Below are 23,158 nucleotides of genomic sequence, written 5' to 3'. Positions count from 1 at the left end.
TTTGCAACAGTATCTTATTTCTTTTTTATGCTCTTACTGCTTTTCTTTTTTCAAAGAAAGCTGCTATTCTTCCAGACTGGGAAGAGAATGTATAGAATCCCAGTACGAAGATTCCCATGATGATCTGCTGCCATCCGCCTGCTCCCAGGTTCAGACAGTTCAGACCATAATTCAGGATTTCCATTCCAATTGCTGCGATTGCGATTCCGATCACATCATTGCTTGCCAGTCCGATAAAGGTTCCCATAAATACCGGAACGATATAGGAAAACATAATGGAAGAAGTTGCAAGTCCGGATTGTGGTGTGACATCATTCTGTGAAATATAGACGATTGCTGCAAGTCCGATGATCAGTCCGGAGAAAATATAGGAAACAAATACGTTTTTCTTTTCATTGATTCCGATATTCACACCGGCACTCTGATTGTTTGCAAGAATCTTTTCCCTGCGTCCGGAAGCTGTAAAGTAGGTATACACTACAAAAAGTATCATTGCCAGCGCTGCCGGAAGAAGAACCAGCGGCATACGTCCCATTTTGGAAAGTGCAGGAGTGGAATAAAATCCGCGGATTCCCTGTCCTCCAAATAACAGATATGTCAGAGACTCATATAAAAGTGTCATTCCAATGGTACAGATAATGATCGGCAGTCTTCCCACAATATAGACAATTGCAGTTCCCATGGAAAGGACCACCCCAAGAGCGATTGCAGTCGCAAATGCAGCCCACATGCTTCCGGTATGCTGTCCCACATACCCTGCGCCGATTGCTGCAAGAACCATAGAAGCACCGCCAGAGAAATCGAAGCGTCCGTTTTTCAGCTGAAGCCAGATTGCAAGTGCCACACAAACTGTCATGCAACTGTTAATCACAACCTGCTTGAGCAGATCTTTTCCAAGGAAAATATTACGTCCGTTTACAATACATTTATCGCTGTTCATGGTGATGACAAGCATCACCACAAACATCAGCACTGGTAAAACCAGTGACAATAATACTTTTTTTACAGCTTTCATAGCATACTCCAATCGTTTGCTTAACTTTGTCTTAGTAGGTCAGACACTGTACTGCACTTACAAGATCTGCATATGTTGCATCCGGATTTCCAAATACTGTCATGTTCAGAACATCCTCTGGTGTATATGCCGCAGCGGATACATCAGCAGTGGTGTAAAGAGAATTTACAAAAAGTTCCATATCCTCATCACTGTTTACAATATACTGCTCTGTGCTGATTCTCTCTGCTTTTTCCGGCATATCAGCAAACTCAGTCTCATTGATCTTGTTTAACATCAGTACAAGTGGGTAAACAATTGTCTCAGCTCCTGTAACTACAACCTGCTGATAGGTCTGGTTTCCTGCAGAACCAAAGTTGTTTTCCTCGCCGCCTTCATAACCGGTTGTAAACAGCTTAATATCAGAATCTACACCAGCAGAAACCATAGTCGGATATACGAAAGAAGTTCCTGCAGCAAGGCTGATGATTGCCTGTGTATCAGGATGTTTGGAGAAATAGGTACTGTCAAGCGGAGCAAAGTTCAGTACATCAACTTCCTCATCAAGCGGATCTACTGTGATCGGAGTCTCTGCTGTCTTATTATATTCATCAACAGCTGCAATGAACTGGTCCGCACCCATTGCCTGTGCAGGGAACGCCCATGCCGGGAAAATAGCCAGTGACACATGGGTGATCGGGTTATCTGCATTTCTCTCATTATACTCGATCAAGCTGTCGAAGCACTGGGTTCCAATGCAGACATCATCTGGATTATGTCCATCTGTTACTGTTCCAACGAAGTTTGGATTTCCAAAAACATCGTCATATGCAGAAGTATAAGAAGTATCAAAGTCGCAGAGATAACCGCCATAATAAATTCCTGCCGCATCGCACTCAGAAAGAATAGATGGTGTTCCAAGATCCATGGTACCGATGATTCCGTCTACACCGGAAGCAATCAACTCCTGTACTTTTGTCAGGTTTGCAGCTTCATCTGTCTGTGTAAAAGTACCATACTTAAATTCTACATTTAATGTGTCAGACAGAGATTCCAGAAATGCCTTTGTAGCATCTACAGCTTTTCCTGTATCCTGATAGAAGCATACGCCAATTGTGGCTTTCTTCGGTTCTGCGGATACAGATACCATGCTAAGAGAAGAAGCGGTCATAGTTCCTGCTACTGCAAGTGCCATAAGTTTTTTGGATGTTTTCATTTGACAAATCCTCCTTGAAATTGTTTTTTATTTTGAAATTGTTTAATTAACATTTTCTTACTTCTTTCATATTCTTTCCGGAAACATCTACATTTTTCGAAAATAATGTTACTGTTCACTCCGTTCACAGCAACACGACTACCAGTAAACAGCAACGAAATAACATCATCTTGGAAGCACTCCATCCCGTTTCCGGCATGTAATCATAACAATAATGATAAAAATAACTGCCTTCAGGAAATTGATCATGTTCAGGTCAACTCCCATGGTGGTAAGGTCGTTACTGAGAAGTACATAAGTAAAAGTTCCGATCAGTGCACTGCTGACTTTGGATTTCATTCCTCCTGAAAGAGGCATTCCACCAAGGATCAGACAGATCATAACGTCCATTGCAAAGCCGGTTCCAGTTCCTTTTCCTGCGCTGCCGGTACGGGTCAGCATAATGAAGGAGCCAATTGCAACAGTAGCTCCAAACGCCATGTAGGCAAATACTTTCCACTTCGTGGTATTTACACCAGACTGCTCTGCTACCACCTCGTTCGCACCGATTGCTTTGGTATATTTTCCAAATTTTGTATATTTGAAGAAATAACCAACCAGAAGTGCTACCACCACAATTGCTATGATCAGCATGATCGTGTACTCGTTCCTGTCCATAGGCTTAATCTTCGCCTGGATGGAAATACTGGTATTTCCTGTTCCTTCCATCAGAAGCAGCTGTGCCCCGGTGAAAAAGAACATCAGGAACAGGGAAGTTACGATAGAGGGAAGTCCCAGCCATACTGCAACGGCACCGTTAAATGCACCGCACGCAAGAGCAATTGCAAGGACTACTATAAATGCAACGACTACTCCTTTTGTAGTTCCACCCAATTTGTTGGAAATCAGTATGTACAAAATGGCATATACACCAACCTGCTGTCCTACACTGACATCCATAAATCCCATAGAATAAACAAATACCGCACCCAGGGAAATGATCGCATACGGGGCAACTGTCTGTAACACAGTCGTCACATTATACATCAGCTTATCTCCACTGAAGATCAGAAAGAGAATTACGGTAATCGCAAGTCCTGCGTAAGCAGCAACATCATAAATATGTGTTTTCAGCCAGGAGGCTGTTTTACTTTTATCTTTTCCCACTTCTTTTGCCTCCTTATATTACATACTCGATAATGTCTGTCTCCTTCAGTTCAGGAGAACGCATTACTTCGCCAGTTTTTACGAAATCTTTCATGATAATGATCTTATCAGCCATACCGATCAGCTCTGCCATCTCTTCGCTGATCAGAATGATTGCTTTTCCTTCTTTTTTCATTTTCGCGATCAGCGCATACATGGATTGTTTGACACCAATATCAACCCCTCGGGTGGGACAATCCATGATCAGTACCTCGGAACCTCTTGCTGTCCACTTGGCAAAAGAAACCTTCTGCTTATTTCCACCACTCAGGGTGCTGACCCACTGCTTTCCACTGTTGCACTTGATCCGGAAGGAATCGATTTCTTTATCTGCACTGTTCTTTTCAGCCGCCGGATTGACGAAGGTTCCATGCTCCAGAGACGGAAGCAGCGGAAGTACAATGTTTTCCTGAATGGAGCCCTCCAGGATCAGAGCCTCTTTATCACGGTTTTTGGAAATATAACCGATTCCGGATTCGATTGCCTGCAAACAGGTCTTAATCTCTTTTCCATTTCGCACCACACTTCCGGATTCCAGTTTCTCAAGTCCGAAAGCCGCCCGGCCAACCTCATGCATTCCGCATCCGGATAATCCTCCGAAACCGATGATCTCGCCTTTATGTAAGGTAAGGGAAAAATTCTTAATTGGACCAAAAGAAATATTCTTCAATTCCAACGCAACCTCATCGCTGTGGCTGGTATCATAATCTTCACGGTAATAGGCCTCTCCGATTTCCCTTCCAACCATCATGTAACGGATTCTCTGTACCGCATTCGGTGCGTCCATTTCTTCCCGGTTCAGATGACCGATGATGTTTCCATCTCGTAAAACAGTCAGGTCTGTACATTGCTCCAGGATTTCATCCATATCATGGGAAATGAAGATTACAGATTTTCCTCTGTCTTTCATCTCATGAATCAGCTTATACAAAATCTGGCGTCCCTCCAGGGAAAGTGCTGTTGTTGTCTCATCCACCACGAAAACCTCTGTTTCATCGGATACGCAGCGGACAATTTCGATCAGCTTTCTGTCCTCGAATGTAAGCTTGTTAATGCTGTCCTTCGCATGAATATTTTTGATTCCAAATTTCTGAAGCATTCTCTCTGCCTCTTCATTTGCTTTTTTCATGCTCACAAATCCAAATTTCGAAAATTCATCAAACCGTCCAGCCAGAAGGTTCTCTGCCACTGTACAATCCGGTATGGTGTTTGCTTCCTGAAGTACCATACTGATTCCGGCCTTCTGGGCTTCCACCATATTTCCAGGTTTCCAGCTCTGGCCCTTGTAAAGCATTTCACCGCCGCTGGCAGCCTGCATTCCTGCAATAATTGAAGTAACTGTAGACTTTCCGCTTCCGTTCTCCCCGATCAGTCCACGGATCTCTCCGCGGTAGAACTTCAGGTCTACTCCTTTCAGAGCCTGGGTCGGTCCGAAAAACTTGGTCATATTTTTTACTTCAATCAGTAATTCTTTTTCCATAGTTTCCTCCGAAAATTCCACTCCTTGGTCTGTTCCTTTCATGGTTATATTGTACCTTTTTGAAAGAGACTGCTTCAAGGCTACTTTTTCTCATTAGATAGTACAATTTTTCATAAAATCATAAATTTTCTTCAATAATCCTGTGGTTTTAATTTTTTTAGGTTAAAAAATGTACATTTTTTTATTTACATTTCAAATTACGTATATCATAATAATTATAATGCCAGGGTCCAAAGGTCAAAAAGCTGTTCGTGCTTGCACGATAAAGCTTTTGAACTTGGAACCCGCATAGCTGCAAAACAATCCGTGGCATCAATAAATAAAAAAGGAGATTCCCATGTTAGACGAGCGTCACGAAATCATAGAATTCGGTTCACATATCCCTCTGAAAATATTTATCCACAAGCTTGGCTCCGTTACCAAACACTGGCACTCCAGTCTGGAACTGCTGATGGTGCTGGAGGGAAACATCATTATCACCGTAGACGGAAATACCTGGAAACTGAAGGATGAGGACGTGATCCTCATTAACTCTAACAGCATTCATGAAATATATTCTGAAACAGGGGCCGTCATGATCGCAGTTCAGATCAAGCTCTCCCTGTTCAACCAGTTTCAGTCAGACCTGACCTCTATTATTTTTGACTGCAACAGCGCCACCAACCCTGATTTCAAGCGATATGCCAATATCCGCTTCGCCATAGCTTCCCTGATCCAGGCAAACTCCTATCACTCTGACGGAACCGACTACCTGAATTATTCACTCAGCTACTATCTGGTTTCCCAGCTTCTGGAGAACTTTAAGTCCAATGCCTCTGAAACCTTGCAGAAGCAGCAGAAATACATGGAGCGTCTTACCCGTATCATCAATTATATTAATGAGCATTATGCGGAAAACTTTTCCCTCAGTGACCTGGCAGCCATGGAGAACCTTTCTGTGCCTTACCTTTCCCAGTTCTTCGACAAATATATGGGTGTCAAGTTTACCCAGTATTACAACAGCATAAAGCTGGAACACGCTGTAAGTGATCTGATCTCAACAAAGGATTCCATAGAAACCATAGCCATGCGAAATGGATTTACGGAATCCCACGCCTTTATCCGCACCTTTAAGAAACAATACCAGATGCTGCCAAGTGCTTTCCGGAAACAGCAGGCTCAGAATCCGACAGCAAAAACTGCGGGCAGCGATATCAATTATCTGCTTCTTGAGCCAAGCAACTACCTGCAGAAGCTTACCAAATATCTGTCAACCAACGATCTTTCTGCCCACTCTATGCCTTCTGCTGTACATAAAGAAATTTCTGTCTCAGATATCCGGGTTACAGAATCTATCTCACACCTTCGTCATACCTTCAAAACCTTTACCAGTGTGGGACGTGCAGCGGAACTGCTGGACCGGAATATCCAGGAAATGCTCATAGATCTGCAAAAGAACGTTGGTTTTAAGTATGTGAAATTTCACGGGATTCTTTCCGATGACATGATGGTAGTCAGCCGTGTAGGGCAGGAGCTCCGTTTTACCTATACTCTGGTTGACCAGGTTCTGGATTTCCTGCTTTCCATCGGACTGAAACCCTTGATCCAGCTTTCCTTCATGCCAAAGGAACTTGCCGCCGATCCTGACAAAACCATTTGTTACTGTCCTTTTATCACCAGTCCGCCAGCTGATATGAAAGAATGGGATTCTTTAATCGACGATTTTACCCGGCACCTTATCAACCGTTACACGCTGGAGGAAGTGAAGCAATGGCCTTTTACCGTGTGGAATGAGCCGGTTACCTCTAAGAAGATGTTTGGATTTGGAGATGATGCTTTATTTTTCCGATTTTATAAGCACACCTATGACACCGTGAAAAGCATCTGCCCGGAAATCCAGTTCGGCAGTCCTTCCATGTTGTACATTGAAAACCTTGGAAACGCAGACTGGATCTACCGCTTTATAGGCTGGTGCAGGGAACAAAGCTGTATGCCGGACTTTATGAATATTCATTATTATGCGGATATCATCCTTCCAACCTCCAGTGATGATTTTTTCCTTACCAAGGCTACAACCTCCTGTTTCCCGAAAGCTACTGATGACTTCAGCCTTTTCATCGGAGGAATCAAAAAGATTTTTAAAACACTGGGAGTCCAGGATAAACCAGTTTATATGACTGAATGGAATTTCACCATGTCACACCGTAATCTGATCAGTGATACCAGCTTCAAGACCTGTTACATTATGAAAAATCTGCTGAAAAATTATGACAGGCTGGATTCCTTCTGCTATTGGAGCCTTACTGACCTGATCCGGGAAAATCCTCTTCCACCCAATCAGTTCCATGGAGGGCTTGGTCTTTATACCAGCTGCGGTCTGCGCAAGGGTGTATTCTATGTATTTTATTTTGCCAATATGCTGGGGGATGAATTGATTGCCGCAGGAGACGGCTATTTTATCACCAGAAAAGGGGTCTGTTACCAGATTATCACTTATCATTATATTCATTATGGCGATCTTTTCGCTTCTGGAGAACTTTTTGATATTACAGAGACAAACCGCTATACTGCCTTTGATACTACCAAGGACCTGGATGTTTCCCTGCAATTGACCGACATTGCTAATGGCAATTACAATGTGAAAGAATATTTTGTAAACAGACATCATGGAAATGCTTATGATATCTGGCTGGAAATGGGCGCCATTCCCCTTTCCCCTCAAGATACGGATCTGCTGCGTGGACTGTGTGTTCCGGGATTTCACCAGAGCCGGCTTTTTACGGAGAAGCATACACTTACTTATACAGCACAGCTGGAACCGTTTGAGATCCGGTTTGCGGAGTTGAGGCCGGTGTGATGATTCGGCGTTTCTATGACCTTTTGTCACAAAAACACCTCCCGGAACGTTGCCAATGAACAATAACATGGGAAAACTTTTTTCAATATAACGCAAAAAGGCTGTAAACCGGACAGCGCAAATCTTTTATTCATTATGAAGCCAAAGACTTACACCGGTTTACAGCCTTAACTCTCTTTACAGTCTTAACTCAATGTGAATTCCTTAAATTCCACAGTTCCAGCTATAGCAAATCTAAAGAATAATCCTGTTTTTCCAGCTTCTGCTTTTACCGGAATTTCCACAGTATTCCATTCCTTACCTTGCAGTTTAAATCTGCTGCTGCCAAGTTCACTCTCCCCTGCCAGGTCTGCACTTACTTTAACCTCACCTTCTGCATCACCTCTTAAGTACAGAACCACCTTCGACAGGCTTTCAACAGCAAAATATTTATAGCCTACAACCACTCCGTCACCAATATTGGCAATATAATGAAGAGCGGTATTCTCTTCAAAAATATATGGCTGCGTGTCTCTCAAAGATGCTCCATAAGTGATTTTTCCAATGGAATCTTTGCCCATAAGATTACATGCGATTGCTGCCGGATAAGTGCCTTCATCAGACAGCCATCCCTTGTTCAGTCCGCAGCTGGTCATTTCAACCTGCTTAATGCTGCCATCTTCCTGGATGGTTATTTTTTCGGCACAGCCCTGTCTGGAACTCTCTGTTCCGTGAGTCTGTCTATGATAAAAAATGTACCACTGACCATTTGCGTTCACCATTCCGCCATGATTATTTCCCATCATATTATGTGGTTCCTGGTTTCCTTCATATCCGATATCACCGTTTGAAACCAAAGTGCCTCCGAAAGTAAATTCTCTGTCTGGATAGTCGCTGACCGCATAACACAGTTCATGGCTTAATTTACTGGAATATACAAAATAGTATTTTTCACCTACTTTTCTCATGGAAGAAGCCTCAAAAAAGCCATGACCTTCGAAGCTGGTTCCGCCTTCCTTCAGTCCTCCTGGAATCATCATGTGAGGCTCTTCTTTCAGTGTCAGCATGTCACTTTCCAGTTCTGCTACCATAGCTCCTTCACTGAATTCCAGCTTTTCGGCACCTTCAATATCGCCATCATCCCCCTCTTTTTTCAGCGGAACAGCCGGGCTGAAGCCATAATAAAGAAATACCTTTCCGTCGTCATCTACAAGTACTGCAGGATCAAACGGTAAATGTTCCGAAAGTGTCTTTCCGTTTTTTATACTTTCCGGATAATGAATATGTCCATAAAATTCAAAGGGACCGGCAGGAGAATCGCTGACTGCCACACCGATTTCAGGATAAAAGGCCAGGCAGTAAAACAGATAATATCTTCCGTCTGTACCTTTCGCCACATCTGGTGCCCAGATTTCCCTGTGCATTTCTTTATTTGAAGGATCCTGATCCTTTCTGTAGATCACGCCTTCGTATCTCCAGTCTGTCAGGTCATCCTCCGGTGCTGACCAGGTCACATAATCACCCTGACAATAGGCCTCTCCCCCAGCCAGATCATGGGAACCATAAATGTAAACCCGTCCGTCAAATAAATGAGGTTCACCGTCTGGTACGTATTCGTCTAGTGGTAAATAAGGATTGTATATCTGCTTCATTTCTATAATCTGCCTTTCTAATATATTATTGGAAACCTATTATTATTGTACATTTTTATAGCCAACATCATCAATGTCACTTTTTCTGATTCCCTTGTACAAATTTTCATAAAAAAATATTTTGGATTATGCGAATCTTTCTTTTGCAATTTTTCACACAAAAAATTGTACATTTTAAAGCCCTTTTGCCTTCTTCTAGAAAAGATGCCAGGAACAATAATTCTATCGTCCCTGGCATCATCTTATTTTGTCATTTCTGTTATATTTAATGTTACTGCCGCGTCCTCAAGTCCCTCTGCACTTACCTTTAGTGTACAGCTTCCTGCTGCATAACCGCCACGGATAATCGCCATTGCATAACCCTTATAAGTGGTAAATGTTCCCTTGGTATAATTCTCCGCCGTAACTGGATTTGCGGAACCAAATGCTGCCAGATATGCCGCAAATCCGGCAGATGTCTCCACGTTTTTCGCCAGCTCATCACTTACAGATTTCTCACAATTTGCAGTCGTTACAACATTTCTGATCTGCTTACTGCTTCCAGCCAGCTTGCCGCTTTCGGTAATCTCATTACCATCTGCTACCTCAATACTTCCGGTTATCCTTACATCCTCATCCGGCACATGTCTTCCTTCCTCATCCACCAGTTCAATGCCCACATAAACTGCACTGTGTCCATCCGCTGTCAGTGTGGTTTTCTCCGGATGAAGCTGGATTTTCTTCGCCTTTCCAGTGGTTTCCAACGTGTCTCTGGAAAGGATTTCGCCGTCCTTGTAGCTTACTGCTTCCAATTTTCCAGGAACGTATTTCACATCAAAAAGGAAGGATTTCGGTAATCCGGCAGCCAGTCTTTCACCAGCTTTACAGGTTGCCACAGAAGCACCGTTTTGCAGGATTTCCACAGTATCACCATTGGAAAAAACTGCCACCTGTATCGGTGAATTTTCTGCATTTTTCCAGTTCCAGTTTTTCTTTACATCCGTAAATCCCCAGCGGCTGATCAGCTCTGTTTTTCCAAAAACAGCCGGATCGTAGGAATAAAGATAAGTCTCTTTACTTCCCCAGACCACGCTTCTGTAAGCTCCCTGCGGAAGGATTCTTCCGTTAATATCCACATCCGCATCATTGGCAAGGCGCCACGGATAAGAAGAAGTATGAGACATTAATGCATATGGACCTTCTTTCAGAAGGGGATCATCTGCATCAAGGAACACAGATTTTCCAATACCCGCCTCCCCGATATAATCGTATGCGGTCCAGGTGAAATCTCCGATCACATATGGGGTGCTTTCTACCATTGGCCAGCGGATTCCTATCTCATTTGGATAGTTTTCTGAGCCTAAAATTACTCGTTCCGGGAACATTTCGTGATCCAGAGGATATTTATCTTCCATGTAGTTGTAGCCTACAATGTCGAGACCGTTGGTAAATGCCTCAGAATATTCCTCCCAACTGGTGTCATCTTTTCCACCGTCGGCATTCTGCAGGGAACTACTTTCATTTACATTCTGCACAGAGCCATTTTCCCCCGCATTTTGCGCAGAAGCATTTCCATCCTCATTCTGTAAGGAACCGTTTTCATCTGCAGCTTCCCCCATGATTTTCTTCATATTTTCTTCTGTCAGTTCATCATCCAGACCGCACCAGAAAGAGCAGATTCCGTTAGATACCGGGCGGCTCGGATCCAGCCCTTTAACTGTTTCGGCCAGTCTTGTTGCTACGGTATATCCGTTATTCAACCCGCCACGCTCGGTAATTTCATTTCCAGTTGACCAGATAATAACAGAGGGATGATTACGGTCTCTTTTGATAAATGCAGTCAGGTCTTTTTCCCAGTCTGTGTCAAAAAACAGGTTATAATCTCCAGGCTGTTTCATGATTCCCCACGCGTCAAAGGCTTCGTCAAACACATACATTCCGATACGGTCACAGGCTTCCATCAGCGCAGAAGACGGCGGATTGTGAGTGGTCCGGATGGCATTAAAGCCAATAGATTTCAGAACGGACAGCTTGCGGTACTCGGAATCATAAAGGGAAACCGCGCCAAGCATTCCATTATCGTGGTGAATGCAGCCACCTTTTAATTTCACTGTTTTTCCGTTAATGCGCAGTCCATGATTTACATCTGCGGTTACGGTTTTAATACCAAATAATACGGAAGTTTCATCGGAAGTCTCATGATCTGCTGGTACAAAATGAGTCTTAAAAATCCCCACATCCGTAACCCTTGCATGCAGCTTGTAAAGCTCCGGAGTATCAATATCCCATAAACGCGGATTCTCTACAGTAAGCTTCAGATGTGCTGTTTCTGTGGTATTGGGATTGATCTGTATTTTCTGTTTTCGGGTAATCAGGACCTCATCTCTGCCATCTTTGGTAAGGAAAACCTCCACCACTGCAATTTTGTTTTCCAGTGTCTCATTTTGCACTTCCACAGCGGTCTCCAGATAGGCATATTCCGGATTTCCCTGCTTATCATAATCAACGCTTTTTGTGTAACCGAAAATCCCGTCATTGGCAATATGAACCTTGGGAAAATGGCATAATTCCACGCTCCTGAAGATTCCAGCGCCGGAATACCAGCGAGAGTTTGGCTGCATACTGGGATTCACGGTGACCGTAACGCGGTTCTTTTTTCCAAAGTAAATATAGGGCGTAATGTTTACAGAAAACGGGATATATCCATTGTGCTGGAGCGCCGCTTTTCCGCCATTGATATCTACCGTCGCATTCAGCATTACACCGTCAAAATGCAGATATATTTCTTCATTTTCCCATTCTTCTGGAATCATAATATATTTCGTATAGCACGCCACACCCGCAGTATAATAACCGCTGGCCGGACCTGCCGCTGCGCTTTCAGTGGGATCACTTTCGATCATATAATCATGGGGAAGATTCACTATACGGTTTTCTTTTTCCTTTGGCGCACTGTAAAGCCCCTCGTATGTGCCATGATTAAACTGCCATCCCTGGTCAATATTCTGGTTTCGCATAATCTGGTTCTCCTTTTCTGTAATCTGTTTTAATTCCAATATTTTTTATTTCACAATCTGTTTTGTTTTTGCCTTTTGCTTCATGTAGCATTACAGTTTACTACGTGACCTGTAACCCTGTACTTCTTTTTTATCATAAAATACAGTTTCCGCCAAGACAAGAACCAAATAGCATGATATACTTGCAGTTAAGGACGAAATGCACGAATATTCACCATCCTTTTTCCAACATTTTTTATTTTCGGAATATTATTCTGATGAAGCAAAGGAGCTAAATATGGGACAATTTAACGATTTATCTGAGCGGACCGTTTATATCCGGAAGCATTACATAAACATACCACAGCAGTATGACTACGACGATTTGCCCTTATACGAAACAAAGGGGGCACTATCATCTGCCAGCTGCCGGAGAGTCACAGACAATCTGTCCAGTCTCCTTGTGGTATATAGATCCGACGGGACAGAATGGAGCATCAGCCCCACAGGACGCAGACTGGTTCATCGCGATTTTCCCCGCCTCAGCTGGTTTCACAAGCATGACTATGTGGAAATATTTTATGTGATTGAGGGAAGCTTTACACAGGTTTTATTCGGGGAAAAAATACGCTTTGAGCAAGGTGAATTCGTAATTACAGACCGTAATTGTGAGCATGCAGATTATATTGAAGCCAAGGATGCAGCTGTCCTTTTTCTTCAGATCCAGGCCGATTATCTGGAAAAACTCCTTCGAAGCTATGATGGTATAGATGATCATAAGCAATTCCTTTTTCATGCGCTCTGGAGCCAGCAGAAAGAACAGAACTTCCTGGAATTGAAACAGACACAGAAATTTAATGCAGACGCCCTGCTGGAACAGATCCTGGACGAAGATCTGACAAGGGAAGTGGGACATGAACAGGTAAAACGAGGATTGATGATCCGCCTTCTCCACCATTTGTGTGAGGATTATACCATTCAGCTTCACACAGACAGCAAAGAGAGCCGGGAAAAAGCATTTTTATTCGAACTGGAACGTTATATCCAGAAACATTATGCCACTGTCACCACTACCAAGCTTGAGGAAGAATTTCATTACCACCGGAATTATTATCACCTCCTGCTGAAAAAATACAGAGGCAAAACTTTCCAGCAATATGTAACGGACATTCGGATGAAGTATGCACAGCAGTTATTAGAACAAACTACCCTGCCGGTTAAGCAAATTGCCAACCAGGCAGGGTACGAAAACATCAGTCATTTTTATCATTTATTTGAAAATTATTTTGGGAAAACACCAAGCCAAATACGCGAGGAAACCAATTAATGTATACAATTACTCTCCATACGCTTTAACTCTGGAAGTACGATCAGCAGCATAGTAATAAAGCACAGGCTTCCACCGATCACATTTGATACCGGCTCTGCCAGAAACACCCCGTGGGTTCCCATTTTTAATCCATATGGAAGCAGATAAGTCAGTGGCACTACAATAAAAACCTTCCGCAAAAGCGAGAAGAAAATCGCCTGTTTTTTCTTGTTCAGAGACTTAAAAACTGTCTGCCCAATGTACTGCAGATCCATGAAAATAAATGCTGCAAAATAGGTTTTCAGTGCCGGAACTGCATCCTTTATCAGAAGCTTATCTGAGCTGAAAACAGCGATCAGATAGTCCGGAACAAAGATGATCACACTCCACATAACAGCTGTATAAACCAGGATCATCACTGCCAAAGTCACCATCGCCTTGCGCACCAGCTTCGGTCTTCTGGCTCCATAATTGTAGCTGAGAATCGGGGAAGTACCTTCATTGATGGCATAAATCGGTGTCTCTACCATCTGGCGAACACTGGATACAATGGTCATTACCGATATGTAAACGTCTCCTCCTGTAACACCCAGAACGTTGTTACAACAGATCGTTACCAGACTGTTTGTCAGCTGCATAATAAATCCTGCAGTGCCAAGGCTGACAATATTTTTCGCATATTCACCACATGTTTTCAGTTCTTTTTTCCGCAATAAACGAGCTTTCATCTCTGCCTTTTTTTCCAGGAAAAGAAGCACATATGCCGCTGATAAAAATTGGGAAATCACCGTTGCAATGGCTGCTCCCTTGATTCCAAATCCCAACACAAAAATAAATAATGGATCCAGGATCAGGTTTGCAACTGCTCCGATAGCTACTGACAGCATTCCCGTGGTCGCATATCCCTGCGCATTGATAAAGGGATTCATTCCAGTCGCGATCATAGACGGTACCGTTCCGATCAGATAGATCATCATGTACGGATACGCGTAAATCAGTGCGTCCTCAGACGCTCCAAACAATACCAGCAAAGGTCTTGCAAACAGAAGACCAAGCAGCATCAGGATAGTGCCGCTTGCACACACCATGGTAAAAGAAGTGTTCATTACCGTCTGCGCCTTTCCATTCTCTTTCATTCCTCGGTTAATGGAAAAAAGAGGGGCACCGCCGCTTCCAAACAGGTTTGCAAATGCCGTTATGATCACGATCAGCGGAAAGCATAAGCCTACTGCCCCAAGTGCTGTAGTTCCTACTTCCGGGATTCTGGCAATGTAAATGCGGTCTACAATGTTGTACAGAAGACTCAATATCTGCGCCACCAGCATAGGAATCGCCGCACTGAAAATATTTCTTGTTACGGTTCCATTTTCAAAGTCGATTCGTTTCATTTCAGGTTTCACTGCTTTCGTTTTAATTTACTGTTCTATTTTTCACCTTCAAGACGGAAATTTTATCCGATCACAGGAATGATTTTTCAAACAAGCTCTAATATATCTGCTTTCCCAGATTATCATGGTTGCGGTTATACCAGTTGACACTTGATGACTCTCCTGCAAATCCACTGTACATATAAGATTTTACCTCACCATTTCCATACATTACCAGCTGTACAACGATCCAGTCCCAGCCAGTATTTTTTCAGGATCCGTGTTGCTTCTTATTTTCAAAGAGTCTACATTAATTCCAGACTCCTCTAGTATTTTTTCCACGTTGTCCTTATAGCTTGATTCCGTCGTGCCAGTTTCACCTTTTATGCTGACTCCATTGTCCGCGCCGCAAAATACAGTACCATTTCTTAAAATATAGGAACCGTATCCACCTGGTTTAGAATTATTATCACGGCATAATAATACCCAGACACCTACACCAGCATCGCTTCTGCCTGTTATGCTGATTTCTCCTGTACTATAAGCATTGGTCAGTGCTGACTGTATGGCCCGCGCATTCTGCATATCGACTGCACGGCGTGCCTTCTCCATCTGTCCGGAAAAAACTGCGATTGCAATGGCAACCAGTACTGCGATTATGGCAACCACGATCAGTAGTTCTGCCAGGGTAAAGCCTTTTTTGTTTTTACATTTTCTCATTGGAATTCCTCATAACATCTCGATAAATCTGTTTTCAGTATAAAACACGTACTTTGACTAGTCAATTATATAGCCGAAAATTATTACCCGGAATTTATCCGTTTTAAGAACCGCTATTTTTATTCTGTACACCATTTCGAAACATTTTTATAGAATCTTCCCATGTACTTTTCCGTTTAAACCACAAGAAAGGGCAGCATACATTTTTAACCTGCATGCCGCCCTATACGTTACCTCACCGTTTCTAGGATTTTATGATTGATAAATCTTACATCTTCTTTATTACAATTTTCTTACTCATGCCTCTTTTTACAAAGATTGATTTGTAACTCTTCGCAAATTTTCTTTGTACATAAACTTTCATTTGGGACGGTGTTCCCTTAAATGCATTGGAACCTATATACTTCTGTTTTAATCTTGAAGTATAAAAACGCATATTACTTAATTTTTTGCAGCTATAAAAGCTCTGCTTACCAATATACTTGACGGAGCCACCTATTTTTATAGTGTTAAGTTTCGTACACTTATAGAACGCGTAGCTCTTGATCTGAATTACATTGTTTCCAATGGTAAGCTTCTTCAAGTATTTATTGCTCTTAAATGCTTTCGAAGCAATGGATGTTACTTTGTAGTTCACGCCGTTTAAATTCACACTGTCTGGAATTACGATAGTACCAGCCTTTTTGTTTACCGGTTTTATATACTCCGTTGTGTTGGTACCGGTAATCTTATAATAGCCGTTTGCCGCCGTGTATTTTACAGTTGCGCCAACCGGATAGCCTGACGGAGCTGGTGTATTCGTTGGTTTTGGTTTCGGCGTCGCAGTCGGCACTGGCGTGCTCGTCGGCGTTGGTGTCGCAGTTGGTACTGGCGTGCTCGTTGGCGTCGGCGTTGGTGTCGCAGTTGGTGCTGGCGTGCTCGTTGGCGTCGGCGTCGCAGTCGGCACTGGTGTACTTGTTGGCGTCGGTGTCTCGGTCGGTACTGGTGTACTCGTTGGTACCGGTGTGCTCGTCGGCTTCGGTGTTGGTGTCGCAGTCGGTACTGGTGTGTTCGTCGGCTTCGGTGTTGGCGTCGCGGTCGGCACTGGCGTGCTTGTTGGCTTCGGCGTTGGTGTCGCGGTCGGCACTGGTGTACTTGTTGGCGTTGGCGTCGCGGTCGGCACTGGTGTGCTCGTCGGCGTTGGCGTTGCGGTCGGCACTGGCGTGCTCGTCGGCGTTGGTGTCGCCGTCGGCACTGGTGTACTTGTTGGCGTCGGCGTTGCGGTCGGCACTGGCGTGCTCGTCGGCGTTGGTGTTGCCGTCGGCACTGGTGTACTTGTTGGCGTCGGCGTTGCGGTCGGCACTGGCGTACTCGTCGGTATTGGCGTCGCCGTCGGTACTGGCGTATTCGTCGGCACCGGCGTATTCGTCGGTATCAGCATCGGCACCGGCGTATTCGTCGGTATCAGCATCGGAATACTCTCCGTCTTCGTCGCATCACACACCGTACAGGTAAACGTCCGAACCCCGGCAGCCACAGTCGTCGGCTCCAACGTCACCTTCCCACTATCCCATTTGTGCCCGGTTGCCGCTACAGTCTCCTGCTTCTGCAGAACCACTCCACAAACACTACAATGACTGCCTTCCGTCTTTCCATCCTTCTCACAGGTGACTGCTACAGCCGGATCAATCACTGTAGTATGTCCTGTTTTATCAATACTTTCCAGTCTTGTCTCTCCACAGCCTGTGCAGATATAAGTTTTCACCCCGTCTTCTGTACAGGTAGGTGCAGTTGTGACTTTTCCCGCATCCCATGTATGAATATGCGGAGTTTCCCCAGAACCACCCTGACTGTCATCATAAAATACAACAGTAACTGTATATGTTTTTTTCGTCACACCATCCGGCGCCGTCAAAACATACTGTACCGGATTGGTGAAATTATGGGATGTTCCATTTGCAAAACTCCAGTCCAGCGTAGTTCCGGAACCAGCTCCATAATCAATATTTGGTGTAAGATTGCTTACATCCGTTCCTTTAGGAATGCGAAGCGTAATCGTTCCTGCCTGGTTGTCAATTTCACCAATTACATCTTTTTCCAGAACAGCGTTCTGCAGCTTATAAAGATTAAAGCTTGCAAAGGAAGCTTCATCTGATCCCTGCACATGAATAGTAATTGTTACCGGCAAAATAGCCTTTGTCTGCACATCATGCACTTGATATTGGCATACATAAATTCCGGTAGCTGCTGTAACCACTCCACTATAAGAAAATGTATATGACAGTCCAGGCAAATGGGTGCGTTCCAATCCAGTCGGTAAATCCTCACTGATCACGGTAGTCGTATACTGTCCACTTCCACCGGTAACCACGCCGGAGTCAATATACTGCATTTCTGTTTTTCCAGCAGTCAGGTACAGATCCAAACCGGAAATCGTCAGTGGTGCTGACACAGTCAGAGTTTCCGAAACAGCTGTGACGGCCCCATAAGCTCCAGGCAAGATATCTGTTGCATAAAACAGCAGTGTTTTTCCATTATCCTCCGCTGTAAGCACCTTTCCTGCTGCAATCTGCGTTCCCTTTCCGTTGCTTCCAAGAGCAATTTTTACTCCATAGTCATCCAGCTGATCTGCTGTAAATACCGGTGACTGCTTCCCATTGCTGTATGTCAGCCGGAATTTTAGCCCGGACAGATCCAGCTTATCCCCAACACTATATTCCGTTTTGGATGGTGTTGTGAAAACAGTTAATTTGGTTGGTACCTTTGCCGTAACTGTAATTGCTAATTCCGTCTTGACTCCATGATAATCTATGGTTACTGCATTATCATTTACTGTCAAAGGTTCTGTCTTATCATAGGTAAAATCACTGTAAACCCACATTCCGCTATAAGCAGAATAAGAAACATACAAGCTCATATTAGACGGATCAAATGTCTCCCCTTCTACATATGTCAGCTTAGGGCGCTGGGAAACCTGCACTTTTGTTATTTTTGATGTATCCACCTCTGTAATATCTATAGAGCAGCTGGTAGTTTTCCCCTTATAAGTGATCGTCAATGTCTTTGTTCCTAAGGTATTGCTGTCAAAACCACTGATCATGTCATCTGTGATCTCAACCCGGTTGGACCAGCCATTGATATACAGGCTGCCCCAGCTATATGGCCGCTCACCTTTACAATAAGATGTCTTATATAAAGAAGCAGAAATAGAGGTAATATCAGAAGCTTCCATACTTGCCGGAATTCCCTCATCCGAAATTTTCCATTCACTGCCAAAGTTCCAATTCGTATAGGAAGACGAATCCTTCAGCTGTGTCTCGGTCAGAAGCTTTCCATTGGTTTCTGTGGCCTTTGCAGAGCCAATTAATTCTCCCTGGGAATCTTTTCCATAGCAGTCCGTAATTGTCGCAGACGTCATCTGCCCGCAGATCTGTCCGGTCACTTTATTTCCACCGGTTACCTGTAAAATTCCAGTATGTACACAGGTCTTTATGCTGCTGTTACCAAGAGTTGTCCTTTCCGTTCCTCCTGCAATGCCACCTGCATATACCGGCTGTTGGGAACCATCTGCCTGGGTAACCACAATTTTCCCATTGCTGATACATTTTTCAACCGTTCCTTTATTTAATCCCACAATGCCGCCTACCCAGCTTTTCATTGCAGGCATGACCAGATTTATATTCAATTTCGACGTACAACTGCTGACTGTACCGGAATTCTCTCCTGCAATACCTCCAAATTTCGGGAATTCCTGCACTCCCTGGCCTCCCATGTGACCTGTCACCGTTCCGGAAACGGTACAGTCCTGAATTTTTCCAATATTATACTGGGCAAATACACCCTGGGCATTCTGACTGTCATCATCAAAATCAGCCACAACACGCAGATTCTTTACCGTTCCTGCATTCTGCACCATAAGTGGCTTTTTCAGCCCGCTAATGGTATGCCCGTTTCCATCCAGAACGCCACCAAAATAACTTACAGAAAGGTTTATTTTTCCATTTGTCTGAATATCCCGGGTCACGCGGTAGTATGCCCCTGCATGATCTGAAATCATGTTCAGATCTTCCAGTGAATCAATCTCATAAGGATTCTGGGCTGTTCCATTCCCCCCGGCAGGAGAGACCGATGGATTCCTGCTGCCGATCACACGATAAACAATATTAGAATCCCCATCTGAAGGAACTGTGAATTTACCATCCTTCAGTTTTACAATAATCGCCGCAGTAGACGCCAGGGAATACTTTTCTCCGCTATCCCCTGCAAAAACAGGGTAAGTCGCTGCTTTCTGCGCAGCCACACGATCCCCATAGAAACTATAAACTCCAGATGACTCACCAGATGCTACTACAGTATAAAAATCTGTAAGAAGAGTCTTAAACGGTACACCAGTCACTTTTTCCAGATATTGCTGACTGTTTAATCCAGAAGCATCTATCTGGTAAAACTCCGGCAGTACAGACATCGGATCATAACCACCTGCCATCCGGTCGATCACATATCTCACAAACAGATAAGGCAGACCATAATCCCGGGCAGTGTCATCCCTGTATGTCTGATAAATTAAGGATGAGCCGCCACGGATTGCTGTGCTTCCTGCAATTCCACTTAACCAGCCACTGCTGTCTATCCCACCCCAGAGATAATCCATCACCGTAACTGCAAGTCCTTCATTCAGCCACATGTATTTTCCGGAATTGGAAAAATTAGTCTTCAGCGCCAGCACTGCATGCTGTCCTTCATGTACCAGAAGCCCATTTCTTCTGGACATTTCCCCTGTCACATAAGAAGCTGCTGCCGGAATATTAATATGAATCGCAGTAATATCCGTCTCGTACATGTACATTCCACTGGCACTGCTCAGGCTTTCTAACAGAATGGAAAGCTTGCCGGAACCATCCAGACAAGGAATCGTTCCTCCAGCCAGCTGATTCAGAATACGGTAAGGCTGTCCATCATAAACACCTGCCATATCCGCTGCGATCATGGCTGTTTTGCCTGCATTGTCATAGGAAGTTTTCATATTCTTTTCCATCCAGATATAACAATGCTGACCCACACCGATGCATACATAGGTCTTCTGGGAATAGGTCGGACCCATGTATTTCTCCTGGCCAATGGTATAGGCAGTCAGACTCTGTGATACCGCTACGGCACTGGAATTGCCAGACAGCACAGACACGGCACTTCCTGAATCCGCAGATTGCATCGCACCTCCAGCATCAACACTTCCATACGTTTTCACACTTAAAGTACCTGAACTAACGCCCATGTCTGCACTCGTTCCGCGCTCCATCGCATAGGGCGAAACTCCGCCAGCCCCATCATCAAACACCAGCGTTCCGGTATTATGTGCAGCTTCTGAATCCGTATTTACAATAACTGCATATTCTCCGGTAAGTGTCTGCCCTGCTTTTCCCTCTGTCACTGCCGCAAATACATTCGTACTGCCCATCAGTCCCAGAAGCAGAAGACAGATTCCTGCTGAAAAACCAAAGGCTCTCTTCTTTTTCATATGTCCCTCCTGTAAAAAAATCCGTAACTTTTTCTTTCTTACAGTTTAACGTTTTTATAAGGGACACACTATGTTTTTTTCTCCATTTTTAGGACTAATTTCAACAAAATTGCGCAAAGAAATGCTGCCGCATCTAAGGTCTGCTTAACCTTTGATGCGACAGCCATGTATTCTTTCACTTCGGTCATACAAACTGTTACGATCAACTCACAACGTTATTCTTCCTCAAATTCCAGATCCTTGCGGCTCATCTCCTCGATCAGTTCTCTCTTTACCTCATAAAGCTTCGGAGAAAGATCCACATAAACCTTCTGTGGATTGGAGAATCGTCTGGACTCGTCCCAGAGCGTACTCTGCTCTTTCTGGCAGATTGCACGAAGCTCCATTACAGATGGAGAAGTATAGACACGTTCTCCTTCTTTGATCACTGGAACCAGAAGTTCACGAACCTCATAGGTACCGCCAAGAATCTTGGTCTTCTTCCAGGTGTCAACCGGGTCAAATACTACCATAGTCTCGTCCGGATTCAGTCTCTCATCTGCAAGGCAGATCAGATCAGCTTTGATCTTGCCGGTAGATTTGCTGTAAATACGATATACAGTTTTATTTCCAGGATTGGTTACCTTGGCTGTATTCTCGGATAATTTGATTTTTGGGATAAATTCGCCAGTCTCAGGATTTTTCACTGCTGCCAGCTTGTATACGCCACCAAATGCAGGGTTATCGTTGGATGTGATAAGGCGTGTTCCAACGCCCCAGGAGTTAATCTTGGCATCCTGTGCTTTCAGGCTCTCGATCAGGTACTCATCAAGATCACTGGAAGCTGAAATGGTTGCATCATCAAATCCGGCTGCTGATAACATCTTGTAGGCCTCTTTGGAAAGATAAGCAAGGTCACCACTGTCGATACGGATTCCATATTTTTTCAGCTCGATACCTTCCTCGCGCATCTCTTCAAATACACGGATCGCATTTGGAACACCAGATTTCAGCACGTCATAGGTGTCTACCAGAAGGATGCAGGCATCTGGATACATTCTTGCATAAGTCTTAAATGCGGTGTACTCATCCGGGAAACTCATGATCCAGGAATGGGCATGGGTTCCAAGTACCGGCACGTTAAACATCTGACCGGTCAGCACACAGGAGGTTCCAATACATCCACCGATCACAGCTGCACGGGCACCAAAAATACCAGCGTCCGGTCCCTGGGCACGACGAAGACCAAATTCCATAATTCCGTCGCCCTTTGCCGCGTAGCACACACGGGCAGCCTTGGTAGCGATCAGGCTCTGATGATTCATAATGTTCAGGATTGCAGTCTCCACAAGCTGAGCCTCCATGATTGGGGCTACAACCTTCACCATAGGTTCTCTTGGGAAAATAACGGTTCCCTCCGGAATCGCATAAATATCACCGGTGAAATGGAAGGAACGAAGGTATTCCAGAAAATCTTCCTCAAATATAGAAAGACCGCGCAGATATTCAATGTCCGCATCTGTAAATCTCAGATTCTCAATATATTCAATTACCTGCTCCAGTCCTGCACAGATAGCAAAACCGCCTCCGCATGGATTATCACGGTAAAACATGTCGAATACGACAGTCTGGTCAGTTGGGTTCTTAAAATAACCCTGCATCATGGTAAGTTCATAGAGATCCGTGAGCAGAGTCAGGTTATTTGCTCTCATGTTTATTCTCCTTATTAATAAGACCTGGGTGAGTTACTATTTCATCATTATGATACACTCTCGAACAGGCAATTTAATTGTAAATATATGTGCTACGCCCATATATACGGGAACCGCGAACTACGCTTGCGCTCCGTTTGCGTAGCGCAAAATATATGTGCTACGCCCATATATACGGGAACCGCGAACTACGCTTGCGCTCCGTTTGCGTAGCGCAAAATATATGTGCTACGCCCATATATACGGGAACCGCGAACTAC

General features: G+C 44.1%; 12 protein-coding genes. 2 read left to right on the top strand and 10 right to left on the bottom strand.

The genetic code is table 11. From position 1 onward, the window contains the following. Positions 1 to 25: 25 nt before the first annotated feature. From ACTQWB_RS09100 to ACTQWB_RS09085, 4 genes are all read right to left on the bottom strand, one after another. A complete protein-coding gene (locus tag ACTQWB_RS09100) occupies positions 26 to 1,015 on the bottom strand; it encodes an ABC transporter permease (RefSeq protein ID WP_441500942.1) in 990 nt (329 codons plus the stop codon). Positions 1,016 to 1,046: 31 nt separating this feature from the next. Next, positions 1,047 to 2,210: a hypothetical protein gene (locus tag ACTQWB_RS09095; protein ID WP_441500941.1), complete on the bottom strand. Its 1,164-nt coding sequence runs from the start codon at positions 2,208 to 2,210 to the stop codon at positions 1,047 to 1,049. Between the two features lie 165 nt (positions 2,211 to 2,375). Continuing rightward, positions 2,376 to 3,356 (bottom strand): ABC transporter permease, encoded by a 981-nt coding sequence (locus ACTQWB_RS09090; protein WP_441500940.1) that lies wholly within the window; start codon positions 3,354 to 3,356, stop codon positions 2,376 to 2,378. 13 nt (positions 3,357 to 3,369) lie between these two features. Continuing rightward, positions 3,370 to 4,875 carry a sugar ABC transporter ATP-binding protein gene (locus ACTQWB_RS09085; RefSeq protein WP_441500939.1) on the bottom strand — a complete coding sequence of 502 codons (1,506 nt, stop codon included), beginning with the start codon at positions 4,873 to 4,875 and terminating at the stop codon, positions 3,370 to 3,372. Between the two features lie 337 nt (positions 4,876 to 5,212). On the opposite strand from ACTQWB_RS09085, the gene ACTQWB_RS09080 reads away from it, so the two are divergent. Beyond that, the gene (locus ACTQWB_RS09080; protein ID WP_441500938.1) at positions 5,213 to 7,711 is read left to right on the top strand and encodes a GH39 family glycosyl hydrolase; all 2,499 of its coding nucleotides are present in this window, start codon (positions 5,213 to 5,215) and stop codon (positions 7,709 to 7,711) included. A gap of 185 nt (positions 7,712 to 7,896) precedes the next feature. Here ACTQWB_RS09080 and ACTQWB_RS09075 read toward each other — a convergent pair whose 3' ends face one another. Together ACTQWB_RS09075 and ACTQWB_RS09070 are read right to left on the bottom strand one after the other, a co-directional pair. Beyond that, a complete protein-coding gene (locus ACTQWB_RS09075) occupies positions 7,897 to 9,342 on the bottom strand; it encodes a family 43 glycosylhydrolase (RefSeq protein ID WP_441500937.1) in 1,446 nt (481 codons plus the stop codon). A gap of 242 nt (positions 9,343 to 9,584) precedes the next feature. Further along, positions 9,585 to 12,338: a glycoside hydrolase family 2 TIM barrel-domain containing protein gene (locus tag ACTQWB_RS09070; RefSeq protein WP_441500936.1), complete on the bottom strand. Its 2,754-nt coding sequence runs from the start codon at positions 12,336 to 12,338 to the stop codon at positions 9,585 to 9,587. A 277-nt stretch (positions 12,339 to 12,615) separates the two neighbouring features. Here ACTQWB_RS09070 and ACTQWB_RS09065 point away from each other — a divergent pair, with 277 nt between their 5' ends. Continuing rightward, positions 12,616 to 13,644, top strand: a complete 1,029-nt coding sequence (locus ACTQWB_RS09065; protein ID WP_441500935.1) for an AraC family transcriptional regulator — start codon at positions 12,616 to 12,618, stop codon at positions 13,642 to 13,644. Here the strand turns inward: ACTQWB_RS09065 and ACTQWB_RS09060 are convergent. From ACTQWB_RS09060 to ACTQWB_RS09045, 4 genes are all read right to left on the bottom strand, one after another. Continuing rightward, the gene (locus ACTQWB_RS09060; RefSeq protein ID WP_441500934.1) at positions 13,641 to 15,014 is read right to left on the bottom strand and encodes an MATE family efflux transporter; all 1,374 of its coding nucleotides are present in this window, start codon (positions 15,012 to 15,014) and stop codon (positions 13,641 to 13,643) included. The genes ACTQWB_RS09065 and ACTQWB_RS09060 overlap by 4 nt on opposite strands. A gap of 210 nt (positions 15,015 to 15,224) precedes the next feature. Continuing rightward, positions 15,225 to 15,713, bottom strand: a complete 489-nt coding sequence (locus tag ACTQWB_RS09055; protein ID WP_441500933.1) for a type II secretion system protein — start codon at positions 15,711 to 15,713, stop codon at positions 15,225 to 15,227. A 268-nt stretch (positions 15,714 to 15,981) separates the two neighbouring features. After that, the gene (locus ACTQWB_RS09050; protein ID WP_441500932.1) at positions 15,982 to 21,207 is read right to left on the bottom strand and encodes a leucine-rich repeat protein; all 5,226 of its coding nucleotides are present in this window, start codon (positions 21,205 to 21,207) and stop codon (positions 15,982 to 15,984) included. Between the two features lie 215 nt (positions 21,208 to 21,422). Continuing rightward, positions 21,423 to 22,898: a nicotinate phosphoribosyltransferase gene (locus ACTQWB_RS09045; RefSeq protein ID WP_441500931.1), complete on the bottom strand. Its 1,476-nt coding sequence runs from the start codon at positions 22,896 to 22,898 to the stop codon at positions 21,423 to 21,425. Between the last annotated feature and the right edge of the window lie 260 nt (positions 22,899 to 23,158).

Source organism: Blautia sp. HCP3S3_H10_2 (genome assembly GCF_052122375.1).
Classification (GTDB): domain Bacteria; phylum Bacillota; class Clostridia; order Lachnospirales; family Lachnospiraceae; genus Blautia_A.
This window is presented reverse-complemented; position numbering and strand designations above follow the sequence as displayed.

Bases quoted from the DNA above. Each gene is read 5' to 3' on its own strand.
- ACTQWB_RS09045 (WP_441500931.1), bottom strand. From the start codon at position 22,898: ATGAGAGCAAATAACCTGACTCTGCTCACGGATCTCTATGAACTTACC.
- ACTQWB_RS09050 (WP_441500932.1), bottom strand. From the start codon at position 21,207: ATGAAAAAGAAGAGAGCCTTTGGTTTTTCAGCAGGAATCTGTCTTCTG.
- ACTQWB_RS09065 (WP_441500935.1), top strand. From the start codon at position 12,616: ATGGGACAATTTAACGATTTATCTGAGCGGACCGTTTATATCCGGAAG.
- ACTQWB_RS09075 (WP_441500937.1), bottom strand. From the start codon at position 9,342: ATGAAGCAGATATACAATCCTTATTTACCACTAGACGAATACGTACCA.
- ACTQWB_RS09060 (WP_441500934.1), bottom strand. From the start codon at position 15,014: ATGAAACGAATCGACTTTGAAAATGGAACCGTAACAAGAAATATTTTC.
- ACTQWB_RS09080 (WP_441500938.1), top strand. From the start codon at position 5,213: ATGTTAGACGAGCGTCACGAAATCATAGAATTCGGTTCACATATCCCT.
- ACTQWB_RS09095 (WP_441500941.1), bottom strand. From the start codon at position 2,210: ATGAAAACATCCAAAAAACTTATGGCACTTGCAGTAGCAGGAACTATG.
- ACTQWB_RS09085 (WP_441500939.1), bottom strand. From the start codon at position 4,875: ATGGAAAAAGAATTACTGATTGAAGTAAAAAATATGACCAAGTTTTTC.
- ACTQWB_RS09055 (WP_441500933.1), bottom strand. From the start codon at position 15,713: ATGAGAAAATGTAAAAACAAAAAAGGCTTTACCCTGGCAGAACTACTG.
- ACTQWB_RS09070 (WP_441500936.1), bottom strand. From the start codon at position 12,338: ATGCGAAACCAGAATATTGACCAGGGATGGCAGTTTAATCATGGCACA.
- ACTQWB_RS09100 (WP_441500942.1), bottom strand. From the start codon at position 1,015: ATGAAAGCTGTAAAAAAAGTATTATTGTCACTGGTTTTACCAGTGCTG.